Origin of the sequence: Wenjunlia tyrosinilytica, assembly GCF_014646055.1 — a bacterium.
Taxonomy (GTDB): domain Bacteria; phylum Actinomycetota; class Actinomycetes; order Streptomycetales; family Streptomycetaceae; genus Wenjunlia; species Wenjunlia tyrosinilytica.
On the sequence record NZ_BMMS01000009.1, the window covers coordinates 15094 to 32798 of the forward strand.

At 71.8% G+C, this 17705-nt stretch carries 18 protein-coding genes; 7 read left to right on the forward strand and 11 right to left on the reverse strand.

Annotated elements, in window-relative coordinates; all coding sequences use genetic code 11:
- Positions 1-8: 8 nt before the first annotated feature.
- From IEY86_RS11775 to IEY86_RS11785, 3 genes are read right to left on the reverse strand one after another with little or no spacing between them, the layout of a single operon-like run.
- On the reverse strand, positions 9-800 hold the full coding sequence (locus IEY86_RS11775; protein WP_189131557.1) for a CoA-transferase subunit beta: 792 nt from the start codon (positions 798-800) through the stop codon (positions 9-11).
- On the reverse strand, positions 797-1609 hold the full coding sequence (locus IEY86_RS11780) for a CoA transferase subunit A (protein WP_189131558.1): 813 nt from the start codon (positions 1607-1609) through the stop codon (positions 797-799). Before IEY86_RS11780 ends, IEY86_RS11775 begins: the two co-directional genes overlap by 4 nt.
- Complete coding sequence (locus IEY86_RS11785) at positions 1602-2492, reverse strand: enoyl-CoA hydratase family protein (protein WP_189131559.1); 891 nt, start codon at positions 2490-2492, stop codon at positions 1602-1604. Before IEY86_RS11785 ends, IEY86_RS11780 begins: the two co-directional genes overlap by 8 nt.
- 60 nt (positions 2493-2552) lie before the next feature.
- On the opposite strand from IEY86_RS11785, the gene IEY86_RS11790 reads away from it, so the two are divergent.
- Entirely contained in the window at positions 2553-3335 is a 783-nt protein-coding gene (locus IEY86_RS11790) for an SDR family oxidoreductase (RefSeq protein WP_189131560.1), read from the forward strand.
- 4 nt (positions 3336-3339) lie between these two features.
- Positions 3340-3987 (forward strand): TetR family transcriptional regulator, encoded by a 648-nt coding sequence (locus tag IEY86_RS11795; protein WP_189131561.1) that lies wholly within the window; start codon positions 3340-3342, stop codon positions 3985-3987.
- A 206-nt stretch (positions 3988-4193) separates the two neighbouring features.
- Here the strand turns inward: IEY86_RS11795 and IEY86_RS11800 are convergent, their stop codons facing one another.
- The gene (locus IEY86_RS11800) at positions 4194-4706 is read right to left on the reverse strand and encodes a nitroreductase family deazaflavin-dependent oxidoreductase (protein ID WP_229698350.1); all 513 of its coding nucleotides are present in this window, start codon (positions 4704-4706) and stop codon (positions 4194-4196) included.
- Positions 4703-5968: an acyl-CoA dehydrogenase family protein gene (locus IEY86_RS11805; RefSeq protein ID WP_189131562.1), complete on the reverse strand. Its 1266-nt coding sequence runs from the start codon at positions 5966-5968 to the stop codon at positions 4703-4705. The genes IEY86_RS11800 and IEY86_RS11805 overlap by 4 nt, the downstream gene beginning before the upstream one ends.
- Before the next feature lie 220 nt (positions 5969-6188).
- On the opposite strand from IEY86_RS11805, the gene IEY86_RS11810 reads away from it, so the two are divergent.
- Both IEY86_RS11810 and IEY86_RS11815 read left to right on the forward strand, forming a co-directional pair.
- Positions 6189-7346: a thiolase C-terminal domain-containing protein gene (locus IEY86_RS11810; RefSeq protein ID WP_189131563.1), complete on the forward strand. Its 1158-nt coding sequence runs from the start codon at positions 6189-6191 to the stop codon at positions 7344-7346.
- 181 nt (positions 7347-7527) lie between these two features.
- A complete protein-coding gene (locus IEY86_RS11815; RefSeq protein ID WP_189131564.1) occupies positions 7528-8553 on the forward strand; it encodes a PLL family lectin in 1026 nt (341 codons plus the stop codon).
- 37 nt (positions 8554-8590) lie between these two features.
- On the opposite strand, the gene IEY86_RS11820 is transcribed toward IEY86_RS11815, so the two are convergent.
- Together IEY86_RS11820 and IEY86_RS11825 are read right to left on the reverse strand one after the other, a co-directional pair.
- The gene (locus tag IEY86_RS11820; protein WP_189131565.1) at positions 8591-9286 is read right to left on the reverse strand and encodes a response regulator; all 696 of its coding nucleotides are present in this window, start codon (positions 9284-9286) and stop codon (positions 8591-8593) included.
- The gene (locus IEY86_RS11825; RefSeq protein ID WP_189131566.1) at positions 9283-10578 is read right to left on the reverse strand and encodes a sensor histidine kinase; all 1296 of its coding nucleotides are present in this window, start codon (positions 10576-10578) and stop codon (positions 9283-9285) included. Before IEY86_RS11825 ends, IEY86_RS11820 begins: the two co-directional genes overlap by 4 nt.
- Before the next feature lie 179 nt (positions 10579-10757).
- Between IEY86_RS11825 and IEY86_RS11830 the strand changes: the two genes are divergently transcribed.
- Positions 10758-10961: a hypothetical protein gene (locus tag IEY86_RS11830; protein WP_189131567.1), complete on the forward strand. Its 204-nt coding sequence runs from the start codon at positions 10758-10760 to the stop codon at positions 10959-10961.
- A gap of 12 nt (positions 10962-10973) precedes the next feature.
- Here the strand turns inward: IEY86_RS11830 and IEY86_RS11835 are convergent, their stop codons facing one another.
- Positions 10974-11387: a Zn-ribbon domain-containing OB-fold protein gene (locus IEY86_RS11835; protein WP_189131568.1), complete on the reverse strand. Its 414-nt coding sequence runs from the start codon at positions 11385-11387 to the stop codon at positions 10974-10976.
- Positions 11388-11627: 240 nt separating this feature from the next.
- Between IEY86_RS11835 and IEY86_RS11840 the strand changes: the two genes are divergently transcribed.
- The gene (locus IEY86_RS11840; RefSeq protein ID WP_189131569.1) at positions 11628-12401 is read left to right on the forward strand and encodes a GNAT family N-acetyltransferase; all 774 of its coding nucleotides are present in this window, start codon (positions 11628-11630) and stop codon (positions 12399-12401) included.
- Positions 12402-12406: 5 nt separating this feature from the next.
- Here IEY86_RS11840 and IEY86_RS11845 read toward each other — a convergent pair whose 3' ends face one another.
- The 3 genes from IEY86_RS11845 to IEY86_RS11855 are packed head-to-tail and all read right to left on the reverse strand — an operon-like array spanning position 12407 to position 16014.
- On the reverse strand, positions 12407-13726 hold the full coding sequence (locus IEY86_RS11845; protein ID WP_189131570.1) for a UDP-glucose dehydrogenase family protein: 1320 nt from the start codon (positions 13724-13726) through the stop codon (positions 12407-12409).
- Between the two features lie 16 nt (positions 13727-13742).
- On the reverse strand, positions 13743-14219 hold the full coding sequence (locus tag IEY86_RS11850) for an NUDIX domain-containing protein (protein ID WP_189131571.1): 477 nt from the start codon (positions 14217-14219) through the stop codon (positions 13743-13745).
- 28 nt (positions 14220-14247) lie between these two features.
- Positions 14248-16014, reverse strand: coding sequence for an asparagine synthetase B family protein (locus IEY86_RS11855; RefSeq protein WP_308425132.1), 1767 nt, complete (start codon positions 16012-16014; stop codon positions 14248-14250).
- A gap of 248 nt (positions 16015-16262) precedes the next feature.
- On the opposite strand from IEY86_RS11855, the gene IEY86_RS11860 reads away from it, so the two are divergent.
- Positions 16263-17654, forward strand: coding sequence for an NsdA family TPR-like regulatory protein (locus tag IEY86_RS11860; protein WP_189131573.1), 1392 nt, complete (start codon positions 16263-16265; stop codon positions 17652-17654).
- Positions 17655-17705 lie beyond the last annotated feature (51 nt).

Below are 17705 nucleotides of genomic sequence, written 5' to 3' on the forward strand. Positions count from 1 at the left end.
TCATGCGCTCATCCCCCCGGCACCTCCGCCTCGCGGGCCCCGGCAGGGTCGAGGACGTCGCGCAGGATGCGCAGCGCCTCCGGGTCCGGTGCGGGGGTGGTGGGCACATCGCCGGGAACGGTGAGCTCGAAGCCCGTCGCCTCCACCACCTGGTCGACGGTCACACCGGGGTGGACGGAGGCCAGACGCATCCGGGGCACGCCACCGCCGCAGCCCACGCCGCCGCAGCCCCCACCGCCGTCCCCTGCCATGGGCCCGGCAGGCGCGAAGTCCAGCACGGCGAGATCGGTTACGACCCGGCGGATCTCGTGGAAGCGGGCCGCGTACCCCGCGGACGCCGCCCGGTCGTAGCCGATGCCGCAGACCAGGTCCACCCGCGGGGTCAGCACCCGGGGCGCGTGCCGGGGGATCCAGTAGCTGGTGGTGTGGTTGACGGTGTTGCCCGGCGCTCCCCGGGCGCCCAGCAACTGCCGCTTGGGGCGCTCCCAGGGGCCGATGCAGGAGATATTTGCGTTGCCGTGGGCGTCGATCTGGACCGGGCCCATCATCACGTGGCGGCGACCGGAGGCGAGCAGGTCGAGGACCGCCCGGTACGGCAGCCAGCCCTCGACGGCCTGCTCGGCGTCGACCAGGTAGGCCTGCCCGTCACTGATCACCAGGTCGGGCTCGAACGTGGCCCTGGCCAGCCGCGCCCCGAGGGACGGCACCAGGCCCCCCATGGCACCGGCCAGGATCTCCCCGTCCCCCCGGAACGCCTCGGCGCAGGCGGCCACACACACCTCGGCACGGGTCGCGGTCACCGTGGCTCCGCCTCTCGGGACGCCAGGAAAGTTTCCACAGGCTGTGGATCGCGCACGTAGGCGGCCAGGTACTCGAGATCGCGGCCGTAGTCGGGGCGGCACTCGGTGAAGTGCGCTCCCCCGGGGGCCTCGACCACGCCATGCGTCATGTACCGGTGGATGACGAGCGCGTGCACGCATCCAGCCTGTTTGAGCAGCTCCCCGGTCGGCACGATCCGCTCGGTGGAGACATAGGCGCGGTCGGCCGCCTGGCAGAACAGGTCGTCGAAGAACTGGTCGGGGCCGGTGAGGGCGGCGTTCCCGGCGGCGTCGGCGAGGTTGGTGTGCACCAGCGCCGCGTCCAGCCGCAGCGGCTTGGCCGCCACCACCTCGTCACCGCTGCCGTAGGGGTCGGCGACAGTCCTCAGGGAGGGGTTGATCCGCAGGATGTCCGAGCCGATCCCGGCACGCACGGGCATGAACGGCAGCCGTAGCGCGGCGGCCCGCAGCCCGGCCAGGAACATCCCCTCGTCGAGTTCGACCGCCTCGACCGTCCCGGACTCGCGGGCCGCCCGGAAGTGCGGCTCCAGGGGGTGGTCGTCGAGGGAGACGAAGCCGTGGACGACCCTCCTGGCCTGCCCGGACGCGCACAGCAGGCCGACGTCGGGGCCACCGTAGGAGACGACGGTCAGATCCTTCAGCGACGAGCGCAGGACGGCCCGGACCAGTGCCATCGGCTTGCGCCGCAGCCCCCAGCCGCCGATCCCCACGGTCATCCCGTCCTCGAGGCGGGCGACCACCTCGTCGGCGGTCATCGTCTTGTCAGCCACAGCCGTCCCCCTCCAGCGCGGCCCCGGCCGTCGGCCCCTCGGCATGCCCGGCACGGTCCGCCCCAGCCGACTCCGCCCCAGCCGGGCCCGTCCCCGTCGGCCCCGTCCACGCCGACCCCGTCCGCGTCGGCCCCGTCCCCGCCGACCGGTCCAGGAAGGCGTCACGCAGCCGGTCCGAGACCCCGGTCAGATTGAGCTGGAAGGTGAACCCCTGCTCGTAGCGGTAGCTGCGTTTGACGTCCACCGGGTCGATCCCGTTCAGTGAGCGCTTCGCCGCCCGGAGCACCGCCGGATCCTTGGCGGCGATGCGCTCGGCGACCTCCAGGGCCGTGTCACGCAGCTTGTCCCGGTCGACGACGGCGAGCACGGAGCCGTAACCGTGCAGTTCGGCGGCCGTGGCACCGGCCGCCGTGTACACCATGTGCCGCATCCGCTGCTGGGGAACGAGCCGGGCGAGGTGGGTGGCCGCCCCGAGGGCTCCCCGGTCCACCTCGGGCAGGGCGAACCAGGCGTCGTGGGAGGCGAGGACCAGGTCCGCGTTGCCCACGAGGCCGATACCCCCGCCGACGCAGAAGCCCTGGACCGCGGCGATCACCGGCACCGGGCAGTCGTAGACGGCGGCGAAGGCGGCGGCGCAGCCCTCGTTCGCCCCGACGAGGGCGTCGAAGCCGGGTGTCGTCTGCATCTCCTTGATGTCCACCCCGGCGCAGAAGCCGCGGCCCTCGGCGCGCAGGACGACGGCCCGGGTCCGCTCGTCGGCTCCTGCCCCGCTCAGCCGCTCGGCGAGGTCGAACCATCCGCCGACGTCGAGCGCGTTGACCGGCGGGGCGTCGAGCACCACCTCCACGACGCCCGAGTCGAGGCGTTCCTGGCGTATGCCCATCGTCCGCCCTCCCATTAGCATCTGACACACCGTCAGCAAACGAGAGTACTAGGAGCGCGCATGGATCTGAACGGACAGGTGGCGCTCGTGACCGGCGGTGGACGCGGTATCGGCCGGGGTATCACCGAGCGGCTGCTCGCCGCCGGCGCCGAGGTCGTGGTGTGCGGGCGCAACCACCCCGGGGAGCCGCCGTCCGCCGACGGCCGTGCGGCCGTCTTCCACCGCACGGACGTACGCGACCCCGAGCAGGTCCGGGATCTCGTCTCCTACGTCGAACGATCATTCGGGCGGCTCGATCTGCTGGTGAACAACGCCGGCGGCTCGCCCCGCGCCGACGCCGCCACCGCCTCCCCCCGCTTCTCCCGGGCCGTCCTCGATCTGAACCTCCTCGGCCCGCTGCACTGCGCCCAGGCGGCCTACGCGGTGATGCGGCGCCAGCCGGAGGGCGGATCGATCGTCAACATCGGCAGCGTCAGCGGTACCCGCCCCTCTCCCGGGACCGCCGTCTACGGGGCCGCGAAGGCGGGCCTGGCCTCACTGACCCGCTCCCTGGCGGCGGAGTGGGCCCCGCGGGTCAGGGTCAACTGCCTCGTCGTCGGATTGGTCCTGACGGACCAGTCCCACGACCATTACGGGGACGCGGCCGCGCAGGCCGGGATCGGCGCGGCCATTCCGCTGGGACGGCTGGCCTCGGTGGACGAAATCGCAGGTCCCGTGCTGTTCCTGGCATCTCATGACGCACGGTATGTAACCGGGGCAGAACTCGCTGTTCACGGAGGCGGCGAACGTCCTACCCATTTGCAGGCCACCGAATCGCGCCCTGATCACCCCTCGGTAAACTGACGGCATGACAGGACAAGTTCGCACCGTCGACGGCCGGGTGGCCGGGCGGCGGGGGCAGGCGACGCGGCAGAAGCTGCTGGACTGCCTCCGCGAAATGCTCGCGACCTCGGCCTACCGGGACGTCAAGGTGATTGACGTGGCCCGGATGGCGGGAACCTCCCCCGCAACGTTCTACCAGTACTTCCCCGACGTAGAGGGCGCTGTCCTCGAGATCGCCGAGGAGATGGCCAAGGAGGGGGCGAGCCTGACCGGCCTTGTCGCCGGGCGGTCGTGGGCCGGCAAGGCCGGCTGGACGACCGCTCAGGAGCTGGTCGAGGGCTTCCTCTCCTTCTGGCGCAAGCACGAGGCGATCCTTCGCGTCGTGGACCTCGGAGCCGCGGAAGGGGACAAACGGTTCTACAAGATCCGGATGAAGGTCCTCAATCCGGTGACCAACTCGCTCACCGACTCCATCAAGGATCTCCAGGCCAAGGGCCGGGTGGACAAGGACGTCAATCCGGCGGCCGTGGCGGGTTCGCTCGTCGCCATGCTGGCGGCGGTCGCGTCCCACCAGAAGGGGTTCCAGTCCTGGGGCGTCAAGCAGGCCGAGCTCCGGCCGAATCTGGCGCTGCTGGCCCATCTCGGCGTCACGGGCAAGAAGCCCACGAAGTAGCGCCTGCCGCTGTCCTGCCTGTCGTTTCGTCACGGGCGCCGACCGGTCCTCGGGGGAGGTTGCCGGACCGGCGCCCGTGCCGCTTCACGGAGCCGGAACAGCGGTGCGGGGCGGGCCGCGGGGCCGAGCCGCGCGCTGCCCGCTCGCGGCTGCCCTCGCGCGTGAGCCCTCGCACGGCACGCGAGCCGACCTGCCCTCGGCCGTTGTCAGCCCCTGGGTGTGAGCCGGAACAGCCGGATCTGCCGGTCGGCCTTCTTCTCGTACTCCACGGCCGGCGGCCAGGTCTTCACCAGCTTCGCCCAGGCGTCCTGGCGTGCCTGCCCCTGGAGGAGCTCGCTGCGGCAGGCGATGTCGCGGCCCCGGTAGTGGACCGCGTTGACGGGCGCGTCCGGGTGCGCGACGAGGTTGGCGCTCCAGTCGGGGTGGCCCGACCGGCCGAAGTTGCTCCCCATCAGGAGGAACGAGCCGTCCTTCTCCGGCACGCACAGCAGCGGCGTCTTCCGGGTCCGCCCGCTCTTGGCGCCCTTCGAGGTGAGCATGAGCGTCACGGGCAGGAGCGGCCCGGTGATCATGACCCGCCCCCCGGTCAGGCGGTGCACGATCCGGTCCGCCACCGGGAAGACATGCGGAGCCACCTTCACGAACGCGTCAGCGTTCGCCACCCTGTGCAACAACGGTCGCCCCATCGCCGTCACCGCGTCCGCCAGCCGCGAGATCACCCGATCGCCTCCATCTCGGTCCGTTCACCCCGCTCGCCCAGTTCACCCCGCTCGGACCCTTCAGCCCGTTCGCCCCGTTCGCCCCGCTCGCCCCGCCGGAACACCCCCGCCCGCTCCGCCGCCGTCGCCCGCAGCTGATGGACGGGGCCGAACAGCAGTTCGTCCGCCGCCGCCCGCTTGAAGTACAGGTGCGCGTCGTGCTCCCACGTGAAGCCGACCCCGCCGTGCAGCTGGATGCCTTCCCCCGCCGCGGCCCGCGAAGCCTCCAGCGCCTGAGCGAGCGCCAGCGGCCCCGCCGTCCGCAGCTCCTCCGGCTCCTCCCCCGCCGCCCAGGCGGCGTAGTACGCGGCGGAACGGGCGGCCTGCACCCGCACATACAGATCGGCGAGCCGGTGCTTGACCGCCTGGAACGAGCCCACCGGCCGGCCGAACTGCTCCCTCACCCGCACATACGCCACCGTGTTGGCCAGCGCCCGGTCCGCGGCCCCGACCGCCTCCGCCGCCAGCGCCGCCGCCGCAGCGTCACCCGTTCGGCGCAGCGCCTCCGCGACGTCCGCGCCGTCGTGCCCGAGCAGTACCGCGGGCACTTCGCGCAGTTCCACCCGTGCCTGCGCCCTGGTCTCGTCCAGCGTGGCCGACCGCACCCTCGACAGGCCCTCGGCGGCGCCGTCGACGAGGAAGAGCAGTGTCCGCCCGCGGGTGTAGCCGCCGGTGTGCGCGGCCACCACCAGCAGGCCCGCCCGGTGCCCGTCGAGCACCTGGTCCACCTGGCCGTAGAGCAGCCAGCCGTCCCCCTCCCGCCTCGCCTGCACCCCTCCGGCGCGGCCTCCACCCGCCTCGCACCCGCCGGGGACCAGGCCGAGTGCCGCGCCCGGAGCACCCGGCAGGGCGAGGGCCGCGGTGAGCTCGCCCGAGGCGAGGCGGGGCAGGATCCCGTTCCGCTGGTGGTCGCCACCGAGGGCCGCGACCACCGGGGCGGCCAGGAGGGCCGTGGCCAGCAGCGGCGAGGGCAGCAGCGCCCGCCCGGTCTCCTCGCAGGCCAGCGCCAGCTCCGTCATGGAGCAGCCGACCCCGCCGTACTCCGTCGGCAGGGCGAGCCCGGGCAGTCCCATCGCCCCGGCGAGCCGCTCCCACAGCCCCTCGTCGTAACCGGCGTCGGTCCGCACCGCGGCCTTGACCTCTCCCGGTCCGCAGCGCTTGGTGAGCAAGTCCCGCAGGGCCCGCCGGATCCCGTCCTGCTCCGCGGTGAATTCGGCATCCATGGGCGGGGCCCCTCCCCTGCGGCAGATCTGACGGTCCGTCATCTTAGCCGCTCCGGGGCGATGCGCCCATGGAGCCGAACGCGCCGCGACCCTCCCCCTCCCCCTTCCCCGGCCCCTCCCCCGGCCCCGGCCCCGGAGCACTCCGCCCCGCGGCTCATCCCCGACGCGGGCGGCGCCGACGGCAGCGACCCGACAGCTGATCTGATGTACCGTCAGAAACATGGTTGACTCCGGACGTGAGGTGGCCGTGGTGGGCGTCGCGCTCGCCGACTGCGGACGGGTGGACGACAGCACGCCCTACGCGCTGCACGCCCAGGCCGCCCGCCGGGCGCTCGCGGACTCCGGGCTGCCGCGCGAAGCCGTCGACGGCTTCGCCTCAGCGGGACTGGGCACGCTCGCTCCCGTCGAGGTCGCCGAGTACCTGGGGCTGCGTCCGTCCTGGACCGACTCCACCTCGGTCGGCGGCGCGACCTGGGAGGTCATGGCCGCGCACGCCGCGGACGCGATAGCGGCCGGGCACGCCAACGCCGTCCTGCTCGTCTACGGCTCCACCGCCCGGGCCGACATCAGGGCCGGTCGCCGCACGGCGAACCTCTCCTTCGGCGCACGGGGCCCCCTCCAGTTCGAAGTCCCCCACGGCCACACGCTCGTGGCCAAGTACGCGATGGCCGCCCGCCGCCACATGCACGAGTACGGCACCACGCTGGAACAGCTCGCCGAGGTCGCCGTCCAGGCGCGTGCCAACGCCGCCCGCAACCCCGAGGCGATGTACCGCGCCCCCATCACCGTGGACGACGTGCTCGGCGGGCCGATGATCGCCGACCCGTTCACCAAGCTGCACTGCTGTATCCGCTCCGACGGCGGCTGCGCGGTCCTACTGGCGGCCCGCGAATACGTGGCCGACTGCGCGAAGCCTCCCGTGTGGGTGCTGGGCACGGGCGAGAGCCTTTCCCACACCACCATGTCGCAGTGGGAGGACTTCACCGTCTCCCCGGCGGCCGTCTCCGGGCGGCTGGCCTTCGAGCGGGCGGGGGTGCGCCCCGCCGACATCGACATCGCCGAGATCTACGACGCCTTCACCTATATGACGTTGGTGACGCTGGAGGATCTGGGCTTCTGCGCGAAGGGCGAGGGCGGGGCCTTCATCGGGAAGGGGCGCCTGCGCCACGACGGGGGGCTTCCCACCAACACCGACGGCGGCGGGCTGTCCGCCTGCCACCCCGGAATGCGGGGGCTGTTCCTGCTGGTCGAGGCGGTGCGCCAACTGCGCGGCGAGGCCGGCCCGCACCAGGTCCCCGGCTCCCCCCGGCTGGCCGTCGCATCGGCGACGGGGGGCTGGTTCTGCTCCGCGGCGACAGTGGTCCTCGGACGCGGATAGCGGCGGCGCGTCTCGGTCTGGCCGGTTTGTGGTGCACACCGGGTGACAGCCTGGCCACCGTTTGCCAGGGTGCGCTGAAGACCACTGAACGGTGAAGCAGGGGCCGCCGGGCCCCGGGGACGCACAGGCCCCGGGACCCGGCGGCCCTCCCCCGTCTGCCCTCGCCCTGTCAGGAGGCACCATGCTCAGCCACTACCCCTCCGCCATCACCGTCGCCCGCGGCCGGGACGGCGTCCTCGAGGTGTTCGCCAGAGGATCCGACGCGCATCTGTACCACGGACGCCAGAACGGACCGGACGGCGACTGGCCCGACCGGCTGTCCGCGGTGGGCGGAAATCTATTGTCCAATGTCACGGTATGCCCCCTCGTCGACGGCCTCCTGGAGGTATTCGCCCGAGGCATCAACGGGACCATCTGGCATGCCCGGCAGACAGAACCGGGCGGCGGCTGGACCCGTTGGGCCACCCTCGGCGGACCGATGACGGTGAGTCCACCGGTGGCCGTGCGCAATGCCGCCGAAGGCCTGGAGGTCTTCGTCATCGGCGAGTTCGCGTCTCTGTACCACTTCTGGCAGCGCGAACCGCACTCCAAGTGGTCCACCTGGGCCCGGTTGGACGGAACGCTGATCGGTGCTCCGGCCGTCGCACGGAATCGTTTCGGCCAGTTGGAAGTCGCCGCCCGGCGATGGGACGGCGCGCTGGTGCACGTCTCACAACGGGAGGCAGTCACCGGAGCGTGGGCCCCGTGGTCGACGCTGGAGTGCCGGATCAGCAGCGCTCCGACCGTCGCCACCAACGCCGACGGCGGGGTCGAAATCCTTGCCAGGGGCACCGACGGTGACCTTGTCTACGCGCGGCGACCTGGGGAGGCGGCACCCTGGACGACGGGCTCCATCGGGGGTTCGGTCGTGGGCACCCCGGCCGTGGCGCACCACGGCGACGGGCGGCTGGAGGTCTTCGCCCGCGGCACGGACGGGCGGGTCCACCACCTCGCCCAGAGCGAACCGGGCGGCGACTGGCAGAAGGAGTGGGCGACGCTCGATCTGCACGCCATCAGCGACCCCGCGGTCAACCGCGGCGCGGACGGCAGGCTCGAGGTCTTCGCCCAGGGGCCGGACGGGATGCTGCGCCACACCCGCCAGAGCGCGCCGGGATCCGACGACTACACCGGGCCCGTGCGCATCAAGGGCGTGCTCGATCCGCTGTGAGGGCGATGGGGGCACGCCGTCAGGACCGTTGGGGCCGTCAGGACCGTTGGGGCCGGTCCTCGGCGAGCCCCGCCTCGTGGGCGAGCAGGGCGATCTGGACCCGGTTGTTCATGTCGAGCTTGGCCAGGATGCGTGAGACATGCGTTTTCACCGTGGCCACGCTCATGTACAGGTCCGAGGCGATCTCGGCGTTGGACCGCCCCTGCCCCACGGCGAAGGCGACTTCGCGCTCGCGCTCGTTGAGCCGTTCCATCCGCGCCCACGCCCTGGTGGCCCGCTCGGCGCGGCCCGGGTCGGCGACATGGGCGATGAGCTGGCCGGTCACGGCCGGCGACAGGACGGGCTCGCCACTGGCCACCTTCCGCACGGCCGAGACGATGTCGGCGGGGAGGGTGTCCTTGAGCAGGAACCCCGCGGCTCCTGCCCGCAGCGCCCGAAGCACGTGTTCGTCGGCGTTGAACGTGGTCAGCACCAGCACCTCCGGCGAGCGTTCGCGCCCGCGCAGCCGCTCCGTGGCCGTCAGGCCGTCCACGGTCGGCATGCGGATGTCCATGAGCACGACGTCGGGGGCGAGCCGGTCCACCAGGGGAAGCACCTCGGCGCCGTCCGACGCCTCCCCGACCACGAGGATGTCCGGGGTGCCGCCCAGCAGCAACTGCAGCCCGGTGCGCACGAGGGGATCGTCGTCCACGAGCAGGACACGGACGGGCGGCTGGGACTGCGAGGCGGTCATGCGGGCCACGGTAGCCAGGCGAAGAGGCGGAAGTCACCGGAGGCGGTGCGGCCGTGCTCCAGCCGTCCCCCGGCCAGGGCGGCCCGCTCGGACAGCCCGATGAGGCCCCGGCCCGCGCCGGGGATCTGCGCGGAAGCGGGGCCGGGCGCGTTGTCCGCGACCGCACCGGCGTGGGAGACGGGACCGGCACCGGAGGCGGCGGCACTGGCTGCGCGCGCGAGGGAAGCGGTCCTGGGAACGGCCACCGGGTTGCGCACCTCGACGGTCAGCCCGTCACCGGGGCGGCCCGCCACCGTCACCGCCGCCTCCGCGCCACGCCCGTGCTTGCGTACGTTGGTCAGCCCCTCCTGCGCTATCCGGTAGGCGGTCCGGCCGGCGGCCGACGGCACGGCCCCGGGATCGTCCACCCGCTCCTCCAGCGCCACCCGCATTCCGGCCTGGCGGGACTCCTCGACAAGCCTCGGCAGGTCGGCCAGCGTGGGCTGCGGGCGGTCGCCGTCCTCCGAGGGACCGGCGCCCCCGTCCGGCGCGCGCAGCACCCCGATGACCTCCCGCAGATCCTGTAGCGCCTGGTGCGCACTGCTGCGGATGACCCCCGCCGCCCGTGCCACCTCCTCGGGGGAGGCGTCCGGGCGGTACTCCAGAGCCCCCGCGTGCAGGCTCAGCAGCGACAGGCGGTGCGCGAGCACGTCATGCATCTCACGGGCGATGCGCTCCCGGGCCAACCGCTGCGCCCCTTCCGCCCTCAGCGCCGCCTCGGTCTCGGCATTGCGGGCCCGCTCCCGCAGGGAGAGCAGGAGTTGTCTGCGCGAGCGCACATACATGCCCCATCCGGTGACGGCGAGATAGAGGCCGAGGCTCATGAGCACCTCGCCGAGGTAGGTCAGGCCCCGGTCGTGCCGCATCACGATGTAGGGGCCGGCGGCGGCGAGGTTGAACGCGCCCACGGCGGCGACCACCCGCAGCGGGCGGTGGACGGCGACGGTGAAGATCGCCACCGCCGTCGCCCCCTGGACGAGCAGGGAGAACGCCGACAGCACGGAGACCGCCAGTGCGACACCCACCGGCCGGCGGCGGCGCAGCAACAGCAGGACGCAGCCCAGGGCGCCGGCGAGCTGGTCGGCGACGAGCATGGGGTGCGGCACGGAGGGGTCGCGGGTGGCCTCCGGGTTGCTCAGCACCGCGAAGGCGGCCGCGAGGACCAGGCAGGTGATGTCCACGGCCCAGTCACGTCCGGTGCGCCGGGAGCCCCCGGCCCGGATCCGCGCGTACCAGTTCCGCGAGCCGCCCATGTCCGTTGAATGTACTGAGGGGCCGACCGGCGGGCACAGGGTTTGCCGCCCGAAGCGACCAAAGTCGCGCGACCGGATACCTTCGGCGTCTCCGTTCCCCCGAACGCCGTTCCTCGGTCGGTGCGGTGCGCCCTCATGGGCGAGGCGCGGCCGCGCGGGGCGGGCCTAGCGTCGTCGCCATGAAGAAGTTCCTCGAGACTGCCGGGCTGGCCCTCCTGCTGCAGGGGGTGGGCGGGATCGTCCACCACCGCCTCGGATGGTTCCGTTTCTGGGTGGTCCTGCCCCGGCTGGGCTTCCTCGACGGCTACGAGATCTTCGCCGGCGTCGTCCTGGCCGTGCTCGGGGTGGCGGTGATCATCGCCTCGGACTCCGTGAAGGCGTGAGGCCCCTGACGATCACTCCTGCGCGGCGAGGGTGAAGACGGGAACGGCGAGGTCGCCCGCATCCTGGCGGAAGGTGAGTCGCAGCGCCGCGCCGACCCGTAGCCGCTCCTGTGCGCAGCCGACGATCTCGGTCATCATGCGCGGGCCCTCGGCCAGATCCACCACGGCCGCGATGTAGGGAACCCGGTCGCCGAACGGCGGAAGGTCGTTCCTGTGGACGGCGGACCAGGTGTAGAGGACGGCCCGGCCGCTCGCCCGCTCCCACACCACGTCCTCGCTCCAGCAGCGCGGACAGAACTCCCGGGGGTAGTGGTGGGCCCGGCCGCAGGCGCCGCAGCGGCGGATCAGCAGACGGCCCTCCTTCGCCGCCTCCCAGTAAGGGCGGGTGAAGGGGTCGATTTCAGGCAGCGCGAACGTATCTGACATAGAGTCAGTTGACGCGATCGGCAGCCTGCCGCGCAAGGGCGCGGCATCCTGGAGTGGTAGAAAGCACGTTCCCATGGGTAACCGTCCAATAGCGATGCGCGCCCCGACCTCTCGACAGGCGGGCCGGCCGGCCTCTCCCCCTCCACCGACCGGCCCGCCGCTCTCACCTGCGCGTTCAGCGTTCCGCAGCCGAGGGAAACCGTGTTGCCGGGTCCGGACGTCCGGTGCTGAGGTGGACGGATGGACAGGGATACGGTGCTGGCGGCATTCGACCAGGAAATGCGGCGGGACGCACGGGCCGACGGGCCGGGGGCGCGGATCGAGCGCGTCGGCGCCGTGGTGCGCCAGGTCGGCGGTGAGCGCGGCTGGAACGGCGTGGTCTGGTCCGACCTCGACGAGGCCACGGCGGACGCGGCGATCGAGGCGCAGGTGCGGCACTTCGGCTCGGCGGGGCTCGAGTTCGAGTGGAAGCTCTACGCCCATGACCACCCGGACGACCTCGGGGAGCGCCTGACCGCGGCGGGGTTCACCCCCGAGCCCACGGAGACGCTGATGGTCGCGGCGGTCCAGGACCTGCCCACCGAGGTCGACCTCCCCGAGGGTGTCCATCTGCGCACCGTGACCGACGCGGCGGATGTGGACCTCGTGGCTGACGTGCACGAGCAGGCGTTCGGCACGGACGCCTCCCGTCTGAGGCACCGCCTGGTGGCCCAGCTCACCCACGCCCCCGACACCCTCCGCGCGGTCCTCGCGATGGCGGGCGAGGTCCCGGTGTGCTCGGCCCGCATGGAGTTCCACCCCGGTACCCGATTCGCGAGCCTGTGGGGCGGCGGCACCACGAAGGAGTGGCGCGGCCGCGGCATCTACCGAGCCCTGGTCGCCCACCGCACCCGCATCGCCGCCACCCACGGCTACCCCTACCTCCAGGTGGACGCCTCCGACGAAAGCCGCCCCATCCTCCAGCGCCTGGGCTTCACCCCGCTGACCACCACGACTCCGTACATCCACCTGTAGCGGCATCACGGGCGGCCGAGAACACGGACGGTCCAGCCGGCCTCGCGCCAGCGGTCCGGGTCGAGGGTGCCCCGGCCGTCGATGACCTTCGCCGTCCTGACACAGGTGGCAAGCCTTCCCGGATCGATGTCGTCGAACTGGGGCCATTCGGTGAGGTGGAGCAGGAGATCGGCGTCCGCGGCAGCGGCGACCGGGTCCTCGACGTAGTCGAGTTCGGGGTGGGCCTTGCGGGCGTTGTCGAGCGCCTCGGGGTCGGTGACGGTCACCCTGGCCCCGAGTTTGTGCAGCTTCTGGGCAACGGCGAGAGCGGGCGAGTCGCGGACGTCGTCGGTCCCGGGCTTGAAGGCGGCGCCCCAGATGGTGATGCGCTTGCTCTTGGGACTTCCACCGCACTGTTCACGGGCGAGGTCGGCCATGCGCTCGCGCCGCCGGGTGTTGATCGCGTCGACCTCACGCAGGAAGGTCAGAGCCTGGTCCGCGCCGAGTTCTCCGGCGCAAGCCATGAAACCGCGGATGTCCTTGGGCAGGCAGCCGCCGCCGAACCCGAGACCTGGCCCCAGCCCGCGCCGGCCGATGCGCGTGTCATGGCCGAGAGCCTCGGCGAGCTGATGGACGTCGGCGCCGGAGGCCTCGCAGACCTCCGCCATCGCGTTGATGAACGAGATCTTGGTCGCCAGGAAGGCATTCGCGGACGACTTGACGAGCTCGGCGGTGGCCCAGTCGGTGACGATGGTCGGGGTCCCCGCTTCGATGATCTCCCCGAAGCACTGCCGCAGCATCTTCTCGGCCCATGTGTGATGGGCGTTGAAGCCGAGAACGATCCGGTCCGGATGAAGGGTGTCATCAACGGCGAACGACTCACGCAAGAACTCCGGGTTCCAGGCGAGCTCGATCTCCTCGCCCACCGGTGCGAGGTCACGCAGGAGCTCGGCGACGCGGGGGGCGGTGCCGACAGGGACGGTGGACTTCACCACGACCACGGCCGGCGCCGTCAGGTGGGGCGCCAATTGGCGTACGGCGGTGAAGAGCTGCGTAAGGTCGTACGCGTTGTCCCCGGCGTTCTGCGGGGTGCCGACCCCGATGAAGTGCAGGTCACCGAAGGCGGCGGCTTCCGCGTAGGAGGCGGTGAACCGCAATCGGTCGCTCTCGGTGTGCTTGACCAGCAGGGCGTCGAGGCCGCGCTCGAAGAACGGTGCCTCGCCGGAGTTGAGGGTGGCGACTTTGTCCATGTCGGCGTCCACGCCCAGGACTTCGTGGCCGAGTTCGGCCATGCAGGCGGCATGGGTGGCGCCGAGGTAGCCGCAGCCGATGACGGTGAGCCTCAAGGGCTTCTTTCCCTTCCTATTGGGCCGCCGCCGGACGCCCCCTCGTTCTGGAAGGTCGGTCGGGCCGTTCGGCCAGAAAACGGTTGATCCCGTCCCTTATGAACGGCGGGATGGTGAGGATGTCGAGGTCTGCCGGGGCGACGAACTGGAGCTTGACGCCCTCGGACAGCGGCAGCCCGGTCTCGTCGCCGTCCCACGTCCCCGCGAAGAAGGTGATGCGCTGGCCGGAGCCATGGGCGTCGTGAATCTCGAAGAGCTCGACCAGGTCCGGAACTGTGAGACCGGCTTCCTCATCGAGTTCCCGGACGATCGCGTCGGCCACGGACTCGTCGCCGTCCGCTCCGCCTCCCAACAGGCTCCAGTGGGCGGGCCACGCGATGGAGTCCGTGTCGTCGCGCAGGTGCAGGAGGAGTTCGCCCCGCCGATTGGCGATGACAGCGACAGCACCGCGGGCGGTGAACGGCTTCTCGGCAGTGGCGGTGTCGGAGTGCATCCCGACACCGTAATGACGCAGACGATGGTCACGCTGCCGCCCTGACCGTCCAGTCCGAAATGCAGGCGGCTGTCATGAGGGCCTGCATCCGGGTGCGGTCGAACCGCCCGCCCGGATCGAGCCCTCTCTCGATCAATGGCCGCCAGCCGGATGGGGCTTCGGTGAGAGCGGCATGGATCCGTGCGTCGGCCCACGCCCGGAGCGGGCCGTTGAGCCAAGCCGGAACCGGGCTGGCGAATCCGAGCTTGTCGCGGCTCCCCCAGACCGCGCTCGGCAGGCCGAGAGTCCTGGCGGTGTCCCGCAGGATCCGTTTCCCCGCGACCGGATCCGCGATCTTGTACCGGACGGGCAGCCGGTAGGACAGCTCCACCAGCTCGCGTGCCAGGTAGGGGGATCGCCGCTCCAAGGCGAAGGCGGAGGCAAGCTTGTCGCTGGTCATCACCAGCGGCCTCCAGGCCGTCGCCAGATCTGCCAGCGTCAACCCCCGCGCCAGGTCCCCACACGCCCGATCGATCGAGTCCGCGACGAGGTCCCGGATCCGCCCGTCGATATCGGGGCCACGTAGGACGAGCCGGGCGACCGCCTCCGCGGGATCGAGTTCCCGGCCGGCGGTGTGCATGAGCTTCGCAGCCAGCGGCCGATAGGCATCCAGACCCGCGTTCAGCACCACGTCCGGGCCGAAGAGGGCCAGAGCGTGACGGACGTAGCCCATCAGGAATTCGTCCGGCCCGAGCCCGCCGACCACGACCTTGATACCCAGGTGCGAGACCTTCCGATAGGCCATGTACTCGGAGAAGGTCGAGGCGTTGCCCATCGGGTAGTCCAGAGCCGAGGCCATGTGCGGCAGGGCACTGACGAAGTCGGCGCTGTCCGGCTCGACCATCACCAGTTCGGCGCCGATGTCCCGGGCGACGATTGCGGCGCTCCTCGACTCGTCGTGCCGGTCCTCGCCCGGATATCTGACCGTCACGCACACCGGCGGACGCGTCAGGTGGGCCAGCAGACCGGAGTCGAGCCCGCCGGAGAGCAGCAGAGCGAAGTCACCCGCCGGAACTCTCAGTGGGACCTGCTCGGCAAGCACCGATGCGTACCTCGCGAGTGCTTCCCGGTAGTCGCCGTCGAACGGCTGCCGGTCCTCCAGCCGCCACCAGGTCTGCTGGTCGAGGGAGCCGGTGGCGACGTCGAAAGTCAGCAGGGTGGCGGGGGCGAGCAGTTGGACGCCCTGGAATGGAGTGTCGACGCCGACCGGAGTCTCCACCGCAACCATCTCCGGCCTCAGGACCAATGGGGCGGCGCCGTAGCCGGTCAGCGTGGAGACCTCGGAGGCGAAAGCCAGCCGACCGCCGTCCAGGCGCCAGTAGAGCGGCTTCTCACCGAGACGGTCACGAGCCAGGAACAGCCTGCCGACCTCCGGATCGTAGACCGCGAGAGCGAACATGCCGTCCAGCCCGTCCAAGCAGGAGGGCCCGATCTTCACCCAGGCCCGCAGGAGGAAGTGCGCGTCCGTCTCCCGGGCGGCGAGCGGGATGCCCCAGGCGACGGCCTGCCTGCGGAAGTTGTAGATCTCGCCGTTGAACGCCAGCAGTAACCCGGTCTCCTGGTCGAGGTAGGGGCCGGGCGTTGCCGACGGGTCGACGATCAACAACGTATTCATCGCCAGCACCGCGCGCCCGTCGCCCGATGCGGCGTGCCTCGTGCCGTCCGGTCCGCGGTGTGACTGCGAGCGGCCCATCGCGCCAACCGTCGCTTCATGCCGGGAGGCGTCGCCTCCGGCCAGGCCTGCGACTCCGCACATCTGGTTCACCCCCGAGCGTGTTGCATGACTTGGCGGCTACCACTGGAGGAGGCGCACTCCGTTCCGGCAATGGCCGCGGCCCTTCATCACAGCGTGGTCGGGGATCGCGGGGGAGGGCTCACAGGGGGGCTCACAACTCGCGCGGCACTCACGGCGAGCCCGGTAGGCAATACCCTCGGTGACACCGAGCGCGCCAAGCGGCGACTGTTCGACGGGACTCGCGCGCGAGAGGAAGCGGAGGAGGCATTGTGGCTGCGACGATCCGTCGAACCCGTCCCCCGAATACGGACCTTGCCCGGCTCATCGAGGCATCGGGCGCGAGCCACAAGTCCCTGGCTCTGCGGGTCAACCAGCTCGCCCGTGCCTCCGGGATCGAGACGGACTACTCGCACACTTCCGTGGCGAACTGGGCCCGGCGCGGCATGACGCCGAAATGGCCCATCCCGAAGCTCTTGGCTCAAGCCATCGCCGAGCGGCTGGGACGGCCCGTTCGGCTCGAGGAGATCGGTATGGGCGAGGCGGAGGCACCTGATGCGAATGTGGGGTTGGATTTTCCGCGAGACCCCACCGATGCCATTCGCACCGCCACTTCGTTCTGGAGCTCCGTGAACCGCCGCGACTTCCTGGCCGGATCCGGCTTCGCCGCGTCCGCGTTCACCGTCCCCGTCACTCGTTGGCTCGTCTCCCCCGCCGACGACACCGCGGATCACGCCGGCGGCAGGCGGGTCGGCCGCGCCGACCTGGACGAACTGCGCGAGGCAGCCGACGACGCCCGCCGTTGGGACTCGAGGTACGGGGGTGGCAACTGGAAGGCCGGATCGGTCACCACCTGCCTTCGGGAAAGGGCGACGCCACTGCTGCGGGGCTCCTTCTCGGACGACGTCGGCCGGGATCTGTTCAGCGTGACCGCCGAGCTGTCCAGGCTGGCCGGCTGGACAGCCTTCGACGTCGGCGAGCACGAGGTCGCGCAGCGGCACTTCATCCAAGCCCTCCGCCTCGCCCGCGCCGGCGCGGATGTGCAACTCGGCTGCTACGTCCTGACCACCATGGCCATGCAGTCACTCCTTCGCGGTTTCACGAACGAGGCGGTCGACATGGCTCAGGGCGCCTTCGAGCGCGCGAAGCACAACGCGGTGCCCAAAGTGCTGGCGTTCGCCAAGCTGATCGAGGCGCGCGCTCATGCCCGTGGGGGCGACCCCCGTTCGGCCTCACGGGCACTGGCGGGGTCGGAGGATCTCCTCGCCCGGGCGAACGAGCGCAGCGGTGACGAGCCCGTGTGGATCGACTTCTACGACCATGCCCGCCTGTCGGCGGATGCCACCGAGGTCTTCCGCGACTTGAAGGACCCCAGAGCGGTGCTCGCCTGGAACCGGCAGGCCGCCGCGATGCCGCCCGGGGTGTTCACCCGCTCCGTCGGCATGCGCCTGGCCATCGTCGGGACCGCTCACCTCCAGGCCCGCGACCTCGACCGCGGCCTCGAACTCGGCAACCGCTCAGTCGACATCCTCGCCCGCGTCGAGTCGATCCGCGCCCTGGACTACGTACGCGAGTTCAACGACGCCCTGGCCCCATGGCGGCGCGAACCGGCCGTACGCGAGTTCGTCCACCGGACCCGCAGGGAACTGGGCGTCGCCGCCTGACCGAAGACGCCCGGCCACCCGGGCGGCCGGGGCGCGTGGGTATCGGGGGCG

Bases quoted from the DNA above. Each gene is read 5' to 3' on its own strand.
- IEY86_RS11785 (WP_189131559.1), bottom strand. From the start codon at position 2,492: ATGGGCATACGCCAGGAACGCCTCGACTCGGGCGTCGTGGAGGTGGTG.
- IEY86_RS11790 (WP_189131560.1), top strand. From the start codon at position 2,553: ATGGATCTGAACGGACAGGTGGCGCTCGTGACCGGCGGTGGACGCGGT.
- IEY86_RS11795 (WP_189131561.1), top strand. From the start codon at position 3,340: ATGACAGGACAAGTTCGCACCGTCGACGGCCGGGTGGCCGGGCGGCGG.
- IEY86_RS11805 (WP_189131562.1), bottom strand. From the start codon at position 5,968: ATGGATGCCGAATTCACCGCGGAGCAGGACGGGATCCGGCGGGCCCTG.
- IEY86_RS11810 (WP_189131563.1), top strand. From the start codon at position 6,189: ATGGTTGACTCCGGACGTGAGGTGGCCGTGGTGGGCGTCGCGCTCGCC.
- IEY86_RS11815 (WP_189131564.1), top strand. From the start codon at position 7,528: ATGCTCAGCCACTACCCCTCCGCCATCACCGTCGCCCGCGGCCGGGAC.
- IEY86_RS11820 (WP_189131565.1), bottom strand. From the start codon at position 9,286: ATGACCGCCTCGCAGTCCCAGCCGCCCGTCCGTGTCCTGCTCGTGGAC.
- IEY86_RS11825 (WP_189131566.1), bottom strand. From the start codon at position 10,578: ATGGGCGGCTCGCGGAACTGGTACGCGCGGATCCGGGCCGGGGGCTCC.
- IEY86_RS11830 (WP_189131567.1), top strand. From the start codon at position 10,758: ATGAAGAAGTTCCTCGAGACTGCCGGGCTGGCCCTCCTGCTGCAGGGG.
- IEY86_RS11835 (WP_189131568.1), bottom strand. From the start codon at position 11,387: ATGTCAGATACGTTCGCGCTGCCTGAAATCGACCCCTTCACCCGCCCT.
- IEY86_RS11840 (WP_189131569.1), top strand. From the start codon at position 11,628: ATGGACAGGGATACGGTGCTGGCGGCATTCGACCAGGAAATGCGGCGG.
- IEY86_RS11850 (WP_189131571.1), bottom strand. From the start codon at position 14,219: ATGCACTCCGACACCGCCACTGCCGAGAAGCCGTTCACCGCCCGCGGT.
- IEY86_RS11855 (WP_308425132.1), bottom strand. From the start codon at position 16,014: ATGTGCGGAGTCGCAGGCCTGGCCGGAGGCGACGCCTCCCGGCATGAA.